The 9,246-nt window shown below is 67.9% G+C and carries 11 protein-coding genes; 3 read left to right on the top strand and 8 right to left on the bottom strand.

From position 1 onward, the window contains the following. Positions 1 to 18: 18 nt before the first annotated feature. The 3 genes from IE071_RS13675 to IE071_RS13665 are packed head-to-tail and all read left to right on the top strand — an operon-like array spanning position 19 to position 2,762. A complete protein-coding gene (locus IE071_RS13675) occupies positions 19 to 1,212 on the top strand; it encodes a beta-ketoacyl-[acyl-carrier-protein] synthase family protein (protein WP_229792920.1) in 1,194 nt (397 codons plus the stop codon). Continuing rightward, on the top strand, positions 1,209 to 1,997 hold the full coding sequence (locus tag IE071_RS13670; protein ID WP_189441936.1) for a beta-ketoacyl synthase chain length factor: 789 nt from the start codon (positions 1,209 to 1,211) through the stop codon (positions 1,995 to 1,997). The genes IE071_RS13675 and IE071_RS13670 overlap by 4 nt, the downstream gene beginning before the upstream one ends. A 15-nt stretch (positions 1,998 to 2,012) precedes the next feature. Continuing rightward, positions 2,013 to 2,762 (top strand): glycosyltransferase family 2 protein, encoded by a 750-nt coding sequence (locus IE071_RS13665; protein WP_189441933.1) that lies wholly within the window; start codon positions 2,013 to 2,015, stop codon positions 2,760 to 2,762. A 20-nt stretch (positions 2,763 to 2,782) separates the two neighbouring features. Here the strand turns inward: IE071_RS13665 and fabG are convergent, their stop codons facing one another. From fabG to IE071_RS13625, 8 genes are all read right to left on the bottom strand, one after another. After that, positions 2,783 to 3,520: a 3-oxoacyl-ACP reductase FabG gene (gene fabG / locus IE071_RS13660; protein WP_189441932.1), complete on the bottom strand. Its 738-nt coding sequence runs from the start codon at positions 3,518 to 3,520 to the stop codon at positions 2,783 to 2,785. Between the two features lie 19 nt (positions 3,521 to 3,539). Next, positions 3,540 to 3,974: a hotdog family protein gene (locus IE071_RS13655; protein WP_189441930.1), complete on the bottom strand. Its 435-nt coding sequence runs from the start codon at positions 3,972 to 3,974 to the stop codon at positions 3,540 to 3,542. Beyond that, positions 3,958 to 6,276, bottom strand: a complete 2,319-nt coding sequence (locus IE071_RS13650; protein ID WP_189441929.1) for an MMPL family transporter — start codon at positions 6,274 to 6,276, stop codon at positions 3,958 to 3,960. Before IE071_RS13650 ends, IE071_RS13655 begins: the two co-directional genes overlap by 17 nt. Positions 6,277 to 6,278: 2 nt before the next feature. Continuing rightward, entirely contained in the window at positions 6,279 to 6,935 is a 657-nt protein-coding gene (locus IE071_RS13645) for a LolA-related protein (RefSeq protein WP_189441927.1), read from the bottom strand. Continuing rightward, positions 6,862 to 7,818, bottom strand: a complete 957-nt coding sequence (locus IE071_RS13640) for a lysophospholipid acyltransferase family protein (protein ID WP_189441925.1) — start codon at positions 7,816 to 7,818, stop codon at positions 6,862 to 6,864. Before IE071_RS13640 ends, IE071_RS13645 begins: the two co-directional genes overlap by 74 nt. Then, positions 7,815 to 8,138, bottom strand: coding sequence for an ApeI family dehydratase (locus IE071_RS13635; protein WP_189441924.1), 324 nt, complete (start codon positions 8,136 to 8,138; stop codon positions 7,815 to 7,817). The genes IE071_RS13640 and IE071_RS13635 overlap by 4 nt, the downstream gene beginning before the upstream one ends. Then, positions 8,135 to 8,854: a COG4648 family protein gene (locus IE071_RS13630; protein WP_189441922.1), complete on the bottom strand. Its 720-nt coding sequence runs from the start codon at positions 8,852 to 8,854 to the stop codon at positions 8,135 to 8,137. The genes IE071_RS13635 and IE071_RS13630 overlap by 4 nt, the downstream gene beginning before the upstream one ends. A 100-nt stretch (positions 8,855 to 8,954) precedes the next feature. Next, entirely contained in the window at positions 8,955 to 9,224 is a 270-nt protein-coding gene (locus tag IE071_RS13625; protein WP_189441920.1) for a phosphopantetheine-binding protein, read from the bottom strand. Positions 9,225 to 9,246: the final 22 nt, after the last annotated feature.

Below are 9,246 nucleotides of genomic sequence, written 5' to 3'. Positions count from 1 at the left end.
TTCGCGATGCTTGACCTGATGACACCCCTCGCGATCACCGCGTACACCGCCACTTCCGCCATTGGCCACGGTCGCACAGCGCATCTCGACGCGCTGCAGGCCGCACGCAGTGGACTGCGCCCGAATGACTTCAGCAGCGCGCCGCTGGCGTGCTGGATCGGCCGCGTCGACGGCGTGGAAGAGGGCGCCCTGCCCGCCACGCTGGCGACGTGGGAATGCCGCAACAACCGGCTGGCCTGGCTCGGCCTGAACCAGGACAGCTTTCTCGACCGCGTGCAGGCCGCGCGCGAACGCTACGGCGCCGGTCGCATTGCGCTGCTGCTGGGCACCTCCACCGCCAGCATCGGCGCCACCGAAGAGGCGTACCGTCGGCTCGATCCCGATGGCGGTTTTGCCGACGACATGCTGCGTCCGGCGATCCACGCGCCGCATTCGCTGGCCGCCTTCGTGGCGGCCGCGCTGCAACTGGAAGGTCCGTGCCTGACGATCTCGACCGCCTGCTCGTCCAGCGCCAAGGTGTTTGCCAATGCCGAGCGGATGATCCGCCTCGGTCTGATCGATGCGGCGGTGGTCGGTGGCGTGGATACCCTGTGCGACAGCGTGCTGTTCGGCTTCAACGCGCTGGAGCTGGTGTCGCTCGCTCCGTGCCGGCCGTTCGACGCCGCGCGCGATGGCATCTCGATCGGCGAAGCGGCCGGCTTCGCCTTGCTGGAACGGATCGACAGCGCGCCCGACGCGCCGCAACTGCTCGGCTACGGCGAAGCCAGCGACGCGCATCACATGTCCACCCCACATCCGGACGGACTCGGCGCCGAACTGGCGCTGCGTGACGCATTGACCCGCGCCGGCCTCGACGTCAGCCAGGTCGACTACATCAACCTGCACGGCACCGCCAGCCAGAAGAACGACGAGGTCGAGGCGGCACTGGTCGGTCGCGCATTTCCGGCCCGTACGCGGGCCAGCTCCACCAAGGGTTTCACCGGCCACACGCTGGGTGCGGCCGGCATCGTCGAGGCCACCATCGCGCTGCTGGCGATCGAGCACGGCCTGGTTCCCGGCAACCTCGGCGGCGAGGCTCCCGATCCGCTTTGCGGCGCGTCGTTCGCCTGGCGCAACGAGCAGCAGCGCGTCGACGTGGCGCTCAGCAACTCGTTCGGCTTCGGCGGCAACAATGCCTGCCTCGCGTTCGCCCGTGCGGGATTCGCCGCATGAGTGCGCTGCGCGTCTATGTGGAAGGCGTCGGCCTGTGGTCGCCGCAACTGGCCGACTTCGCCGCACTCAAGTCGCTGCTGGGCGGTGCCACGCCGGTGCCGCCACCCGCCCGCCCTGCCGCCGCCAGACTGCCGCCGAACGAACGCCGGCGTGCGCCGGAAAGCGTGCTGCTGGCGGTCGAAGTGGCCGGGCAGGCGGTGGCGATGAGCGGCCGCGACGCCGCCACGCTGGCCTGCGTCTTCGCCTCCTCGCACGGCGACCAGCCGATCACCGACTACATGTGCGCGACGCTGGCGCAGGCGCCGGCCGAGCTGTCGCCGATCCGTTTCCACAATTCGGTGCACAACGCGGCGGTCGGCTACTGGACCATCGCCACCGATTGCCACACCCCCTCCACCGCGGTGGCCGCGCAGCGCGCCAGCTTCGGCGCCGGCCTGCTCGAAGCGGCCAGCCAGGCGGTGGCCGAACAGCGCGCGGTACTGCTGGTGTGCAGCGACACCGCCGGCAGTGGGCCGCTGGGCGAAGTCACCCACTGCCGCCAGCCGTTCGGCTGTGCGCTGGTATTGGCGCCCGAACGCAGCGGCGCGACACTGGCCCGGCTCGATCTGGAGCTGACCCCGGCACACCCGGATAGCGCACTGGACGAACCGCTGGCCGGCTGGCGCGACGACAACCCGTCAGCCAGTGGTTTGCCGCTGCTGGCGTTGCTGACCCGCACCGAAGGACGCTGCCAGCTGGCGGCCGCCGCTACACTGGGGCTGCAGATCGACATGGATCATGTCTGAAAGGGAGCTGGTCGCTTGAATACCGCTGTCGCGCGCTGGTGCGTGCTGATTCCCTGCCTCAACGAGGAAGCCGCGATCCAGTCGGTGGTCGAGTCCGTGCTGGCGCTGGGTGCACCGGTCATCGTGATCGACGACGGCTCCAACGATCGCACGCCAGACATCGTCGCCGCGTTGCCAGTGACCTTGCTGCGTCAGAATGAGCGACACGGCAAGGGCGAGGCGCTGCGCCGCGGCTTTCGCGAGGCGCTGCGGCAGGGCTACGACGCGGTGCTGACGATGGATGGCGACGGCCAGCACCTGGCCAGCGACATCCCGCGCATCGTGGCGGCCGCCACACAGTATCCCGAACACATTGTGATCGGTGCGCGCCTGCTCGATCGCGAGCAACAGCCGAAGGCCCGTCGCCGCGCCAACGCCGTCGCCGACTGGGGCATCTCGTGGGCCTGCGCGCAGCCGATCGCCGACACCCAGAGTGGCCAGCGCTGGTATCCGCGCGCGGCGCTGGACCTGGCCGACCTGCCGGCGGAGAATTTCGTGTTCGAAGCGGCGATCCTGATCGCAGCCTCGCGCGAGAAAAAGCTCGGCGTGGTCTCGGTACCGATCGCCTCGCGTTACCACGGCGAGTTCCGCCTCAGCCATTTCAATCCGGTCGGCGATGTCACCCGCATCACCCTCTACACGATCGGCCGGGTCTTTCATTACGGCGACGTCATGGCCAGTCATCGCCGATCGCTCGCCGCGCCGATCGTCGTCGGTCGCCCTTGAATTGACCGTCCGGCGGGATGTCAGCCCATGCCGCCGTTGACGCCGATCACCTGGCCGTTGATGTAGCCGGCAGCCTCCGAACACAGGAACGCGACCAGCGCGGCAACCTCTTCCGGCTTGCCGGCGCGCTGCGCCGGCACCACCTCGCGGATGCGTTCCGGCGGAAACGCCGCGTCGGCCATGCGCCCCTCGATCACGCCGGGCGCGACCACGTTGACGGTGATGCCGCGCGAGGCCATTTCGCGCGCCAGCGACTTGCTGGCGCCGTGCAGCGCCGCCTTCGCCGCCGCGTAATTGGTCTGCCCGCGATTGCCCAGCTGCGCCGCTACCGAACTGACCGACACGATGCGGCCGAAACGCGCGCGCGCCATCGGCAGCAGCAACGGCTGGGTGACGTGGAAGAAGCCGTGCAACGAGACATCGATCACCCGGTGCCATTGCTCCTCGCTCATCCCGGCCATCGGCGCGTCGTCGTGCACGCCGGCGTTGTTGATCAGCGCGTGGATCGGCCCTTCGCTCAGCAGCACATCCAGTGCCGCACGGGTCACTTCGGCATCGGTGACGTCGAACGCGATCGCCTGCGCGCTGCCACTGGCCGCGCGGATCGCCGCCGCGGTTTCCTCGGCCCGGGCCAGGCTCTGGTGACCATGCACGATCACCTGCCAGCCGGCGCCGGCGAGCGCGTGGCAGATCGCACCACCCAGTTCGCCGCTGCCGCCGGTGACGAGTGCGCGACGTGAACTCATGATTTCTGACATGGCGACACTCGCTCGATGCTCAGATGGCAGGATGGATGACGGCAGCACGGCCGCTGGCGAGCAGCCGGCCGCGATGCTCGACGCGGAATGCATACTGCGCGCCGCCGTCGTCGGCGTACAGGCATTCGGCATGGACGTCCAGATGGCCGTCCAGCCGATCGACGTATTCCTCGAACAACTGCACGTCGCGCAGGCTGACCAGCCGGCCGGGACGCACTTCCTCGATGCCGCGCGAACGCGCCAGCAAAGCACCGTGCACCGCCATCGCCTGTGCGCCGTACTCGGCCAGGTGCACTGCGTGCAGGCCCTGGCTTTCACGCAGCGGATTCTCGATGCGCGCATGTCCGGCGCTGACCGCATGGATTGTGCTGGCATCCCACGCCTGCACCGCATCCAGCAGGCACATCGTGCCGGCGTGCGGGATCAATGACGCCCAGTCAGTCTTCGGAAGCATGCGGCGCCATCAAGATCGACAGGCAGAAGTGGAACGCCACGCCGAGGCTCACGGTAAGCCCGATCGCACGAAGCACCGGAATCGTGGCCCACGCCAGCATGCCGAACACCAGCAGCGCGGACAGCACGCAGACGATGGTCGCGTGCAGGGTGCGCCGTTGCTCGGCCGGATCGCCGGTATCGCGTTCGAAGAACAACGCGTAGTGCAGGCCGAGGCCGCCGGCAAGAATCAGGGCGACCAGGTGGAACAGCGAGATCTCGACGCCGGCCACGCGCTCGACCGCCAGCACCAGGAACGTCGCCAGCGTCATCGGCGCCAGCACGTGCCAGGCACGACGAAGGCTTCGCAGCGAGATCGTGATGGTAAGCACCAACAAGACCGCAGCGATCAGCAAGGCCTGCAGGATGCGCGTGCGGTAATCGACCACCAGCGATTCGCTCGCTGCCTTCAGGTCGAGCAGGCGAACCGTGCCGTGGGAGTTTTCACCGAGTGCCTGCAATGCGGCCACGTCGTGCACGCCGCTGATCGTGCCCAGTCCCAGCCAGTGCCCGTCGCGCTGCACCAGCATCGCGGCGAGCCGCTGGCCAAGCGGCGTCTGTGCGTAACGCTCGGGTGTCAGTGGTGGCAGCGCACGCGCCGCCTGCACGTCGTCGAGGAACGACTGGAACAGATCGGGGCGGAACGGCAGGCCCTGCAGCGCTTCGTGCAGGGACTGCTGCAGCGTGGCGCGATCCGGCAGCTTCTGCTGTCGTGCCTGCTGCAAGGCCACCGTCGGCAGGTAGCGCGATGGCAGTTCCAGCGCGTCGACCGCATGCTTCGCCACCAGTGCATCCACCTGCGACTGCAATTGTTCCGACAACGCCAGCACGCCTTGCTCGCTCGAAGCCTGCAGCACCAGCAGGTAGCGCACGTCCGGTGCGCCGAGCGCCTCGCGCAGACGCGCGTCGTGCTGCAGCATGTCCTGCGGCAACGGCGTCAACGCGGCAAGGTTGTTCTGCCAGAACGAGCCACGCGCGAAGGCCAGCATCAGCACGATCGCCAGCGCCACCACGAGGGGAATCCAGCGCGGCCGCGGCAGGCGGTCGACGAACGCGCGCGCCTTCGCCAACCAGCGCATGTCGGCCACGTCGCGCACACGCACCGGCAACAGATGCGACAGCAGGTAGCGGGTGCTGAAGCCCGCCACCAGCAGGCCGACGATGGTGAACACCGCCAGCTGCTTTAAGCCATTCACACCCGACGCGTAGAACGCCAGATAGGCAATGCATGCCGAAGCGATCGCGGTGAGCAACAGCGGCCACAACGCGCGCACGCTCTGCACCGCATCCTCGCCGGCGCGGCGATGGCTGAGCACGCGGATCGGGTACTCCTGCGCCACGCCGAGCAGGGTGAAGCCAAACGCCAAGGTGATGCCGTGCACTTCGGAAAACGCCACGGTCAGCGCGGCGATGCCGGCCAGCGCGGCACTGGCAATCGGCAGCGCCGACAGCAGCAGCGAACTGAAGCTGCGGTACGCCAGCAGCAGCAGCGCGATGAAACCCACGGTGGAGATGCGCCCGATCCAGTCGGCCTGATGCCGCGTCTGTGCGCCGACGACCACGCTGAAATAACCCGGCCCGCTCAGCTCGAGTTTCGCGCCGGCGCTGCCGGGCAACGCGTGGAATGCCTGCTGGATGCCGTCGATCGCCCGCTGCTGTGCGCCCGGATCGAAACCCGCGGCGACCGTCTGCACCAGCAGCAAGGCTTCGTTCTGCGGCGAGAACCACACGCCTTCACGCACTTCCGGCGACTTCGCCGGCGCCCACAACTCGGCCAGCTTGAGCACTTCCAGCGTGGGATCGCGCGGCAGCAGACCCTTCAGCAGGCTCGCCGCCGGCGAGGACAGATCATCCAACCGCTGCTGCAGCTGATCGGCCAGATACGCCTCGTCCAGCGGCTGCGTATCCAGCGTCGGCGACAGCAGGTAGCGATACGGCAGCAGGCTGGCATCCAGCGCGCCCAAATCAAAACTGCCGTTGAGGATCTGGCTGTAGCGCTTGTCGTTTTTCAGCGCCGTAGCGAGGCCCTGACTCAGCGCGGCCAATTGCGCGTCGGACTGGCCACTGATCGATAGCAGCAGCAGGCGCGAACCGGGCCCGTCGCCGACCTGCTCCATCAACAGGCGCTGATCCGGCGTGGTCGGCGCCGGCATGAAGCTGCGCAGGTCGGTGCTGATCTTCAGGCGCTGGCTGACCATCCAGCCGAGCCCGGCCAGGACCAGCAGCCAGGCGATCAGCAGCGTCGCGCGGGCGCCCCGGCGCATGCTCAGGGCGTGCCCTGGCACAGCGCCTGCAGCGCCTCGCGGGTGGGCTGCGCCGGCATCTTCGCCGCCAGTGCGCCGAGCAGGTCGATCGCCAGATCGCCGTCGGCTTCCTGCATGTGCATGCAGCGCGACTCCTTCGCGTAGCCGTCGATGGTGATGCTGGCGACGGTCTTGGCCACCTTTGCGTCACGCGGCAGCAGGGTCAGCGTCCACGCCGCGGCGGCATCCCCGGTCTGCCTGATCTCGAACGCCTGCTGCAAGCGGCCGGCGTCACCACTGAGCAACGCCACGAAACTGTCCAGCAGGACCTGCAGCTGCGGCGCGCGCTTGAGCGAAAAATGGCGCGGGCTCTTGCCGACACGTTGCTGGGTCACTTCGCCGTTGGCGATGGTGGCGGTTTCCTGTTGCGGGTGATCGACACGCCGCTGCAGCTGATCGCCACCCAGCCACGACAACTGGCCGGATACCACCAGCGGCCGCGCCAGCACCTGCAGGAAGCGCGCCTCGGCGAACGCCGTATGTGCGGGCGCCGGCTGGCCCAGCGCCGTAATCAACGCTTGCGCCGATGACGATGCCGCGGCCGGCTCAGACGCCGACGCGCTCGCCCACAGCGGCAACAGCAGGCTCAGCAGCAACAGGCGCGTCTTGCCAGAAATCATAGAAATTGAACCAGTTGTAGGGAGCGACATGGATGTAGTGTTCCAACCGTTGCGCGTAGCGGGCAATCATCGCGTCCAGTGCCGGGCCGCGGTTATGCCGTGGAATCTCGACCCGATCGCTCAGTGGCTCGAAGATCAGCCGATAACGGTTGCCGCCCAGGTACAGGCCGAAGCACAGCACCACCGGCACCTGCAGCGCATGCGCAAGCAGCCATGGGCTGACCGGAAACGGCGCGGGTGAGCCGAGCAGGTCGGCACGTCGCAACACCTCATGGCCGCGGCCGCGATCGGCCAGCATCGCCACCACCGCACCACTCTGGCATGCCTCGGCCATCGCCAGCGCGATCGAGGTGCCGTCCTGCGCCGCGTCGATCACGTTGGCGCCCACCTCCGGCGCCAGCGCTTCCAGCAGTTCGGTCATCGCCGGTGTCTTCTGCTTGTCCAGCACCACCCGCAACGGCAATTCCGGCCGGCGCGCGCCGATCGCCCGCAGTGCCTCGAAGCTGCCCTGATGCGAGCCGAACAGCAGCACGCCACGACCCTGCGCGATGCGCTCGTCGAGCAGTTCCAGTCCCTGCGTCTCGATCTGGAAGGGTTTTTCGCCGTGTGCCAGCAGGAAGATCCGGTCCAGGATCGTGGCGGCAAAACAATGGATGTGCTTGATCACCTGCCACTGCGAGACCGGCCGGCCGAGCGCACGCTGCAGGTACTGCTTGGAGGCCAACCGTTCCGGCCCGCGGCGCAGGTAGAAGTACAACGTGATCGGATACAGGCACAGCCGGCCCAGCCGACGCCCGCCGTACAGCGCAATCGCGCGGATCAGCCAGATCGCGAAGCGGCCGCCGCCTTCCGGGCGGCTCTGCCAGTGTTCGTTCGCGCTCATGGCGCGCCCTCGATCATGCCGCGTGCCAGCAACATGTCGTCACGCCGAATCTCGAAGCGGAATCGTGCGCGCTCCGCATCCGCTTCCGTCAAACGCAGCGTGGCCGTCTGCTCCGGCAACAACGGCGCCATGAATTTCGCTTCCAGCACACCGGCCAGCCGTTGCCCGCGCCACGCGCGCAGCGCCAGCGCCAGCTGCTCCAGCAGGATCACGCCCGGCACCAGCGGCTGGCCCGGAAAATGGCCGGGCAACGCCGGATGCTTCGCGTCGATGCACAGCGTCTGTTCGAAACCCGCTTCATTGAAGCCCGCTCCGCTCATGACGCCACCGCGCCCTTGCCGCGCAGCAACTGCGGCCAGTGCAGGGCCAGCTGCAGCAGCATGTCGTGCAGGCCAGGATGGCTCAGGTGGCGCAACCGCCAGCGGCGATAGCCGTATTCGAGCAGGAACGCGGCCGCCAGCAATACATAACAACCCAGATGCAGCCACGTCGCTGCCCAGCGTTCGGGTACCTGCAAGGGCGAGGTGATACCGAAGCGCACCAACAAACCGCTATGTTCGGCGCACAGCAGCAACACGCTCAACAGGAGTGCCTGCGCGCCCAGCAGCAACGTCCAGAACCAGGTGACCTGGCGCGCGTAATCGGCCACACCCGCCTGCTGCAAGCGCTCGGCGCCCTCAATCGCCACGATGAAGCGCGCCACCAGCGGCTCGGCCGTGCCCAGCGTGCGGCCAAACCAGCACGCCAGCAACGCGTTGATCAGCACCGGCACGGCTTCCAGCAGCAAACCGGCAAAGCCGTACAGCGACAGCAGCAGCAGCGCGGCGAGCACGCCCAACCAGACCAGCCACGCTGCCACGCGAAAGGTGAGCAGGCGCGGCAACATCAGCACGGTCAGCAACAAGGCCAGCGCCAGCAACGGGAACACCTGCCGATGCGTCACCGCCCCGGCAATCGCCAGCAACGGGTACGCCGGCAGCAACAGCAGCGCATAGCGCCGCGGCGTGCTTTCAAGCGAAGGAGAAACAGACCTCATGCCGGGTTCCGCGATGGCTCCGTCGAAACCGGAAGCTTGCCACTGACGACGGAATGCGGCGTGACGACCACGGCGTTGACAGTGTGTGTGAGCGCCGGCCTCAGCCGACGCGGTTCAGCTCGACATGCGCCGACAAGCTGCGCAGGCTGGTGAAGATCTGCTTGTTGTCCGGGTTGTCCGAGCGCAACTGGAAACCGTAGCGCTTGGACACGGCCAGCGCGATCTCCAGCGCATCGATGGAATCCAGCCCCAGCTCGCCGCCGAACAGCGGGGCCTCGGGGTCGATCTGCTCCGGCGTCACGCTCTCGAGATTCAGGCAGGTCACGATCAACGTGGCCAATTCGTGCTGTGCCGCTGTCTGTTCCGCCATGCTCGATTCCGTACGTCTGTTG

Source organism: Rhodanobacter panaciterrae (assembly GCF_014651895.1).
GTDB classification, from domain to species: Bacteria; Pseudomonadota; Gammaproteobacteria; order Xanthomonadales; family Rhodanobacteraceae; genus Rhodanobacter; species Rhodanobacter panaciterrae.
This window is presented reverse-complemented; position numbering and strand designations above follow the sequence as displayed.

What these genes read in the sequence shown, in the direction of transcription:
- IE071_RS13675 (WP_229792920.1), top strand. Translation starts at nt 19, where the DNA reads ATGACACCCCTCGCGATCACCGCGTACACCGCCACTTCCGCCATTGGC.
- IE071_RS13670 (WP_189441936.1), top strand. Translation starts at nt 1,209, where the DNA reads ATGAGTGCGCTGCGCGTCTATGTGGAAGGCGTCGGCCTGTGGTCGCCG.
- fabG (WP_189441932.1), bottom strand. Translation starts at nt 3,520, where the DNA reads ATGTCAGAAATCATGAGTTCACGTCGCGCACTCGTCACCGGCGGCAGC.
- IE071_RS13655 (WP_189441930.1), bottom strand. Translation starts at nt 3,974, where the DNA reads ATGCTTCCGAAGACTGACTGGGCGTCATTGATCCCGCACGCCGGCACG.
- IE071_RS13650 (WP_189441929.1), bottom strand. Translation starts at nt 6,276, where the DNA reads ATGCGCCGGGGCGCCCGCGCGACGCTGCTGATCGCCTGGCTGCTGGTC.
- IE071_RS13645 (WP_189441927.1), bottom strand. Translation starts at nt 6,935, where the DNA reads ATGATTTCTGGCAAGACGCGCCTGTTGCTGCTGAGCCTGCTGTTGCCG.
- IE071_RS13640 (WP_189441925.1), bottom strand. Translation starts at nt 7,818, where the DNA reads ATGAGCGCGAACGAACACTGGCAGAGCCGCCCGGAAGGCGGCGGCCGC.
- IE071_RS13635 (WP_189441924.1), bottom strand. Translation starts at nt 8,138, where the DNA reads ATGAGCGGAGCGGGCTTCAATGAAGCGGGTTTCGAACAGACGCTGTGC.
- IE071_RS13630 (WP_189441922.1), bottom strand. Translation starts at nt 8,854, where the DNA reads ATGAGGTCTGTTTCTCCTTCGCTTGAAAGCACGCCGCGGCGCTATGCG.
- IE071_RS13625 (WP_189441920.1), bottom strand. Translation starts at nt 9,224, where the DNA reads ATGGCGGAACAGACAGCGGCACAGCACGAATTGGCCACGTTGATCGTG.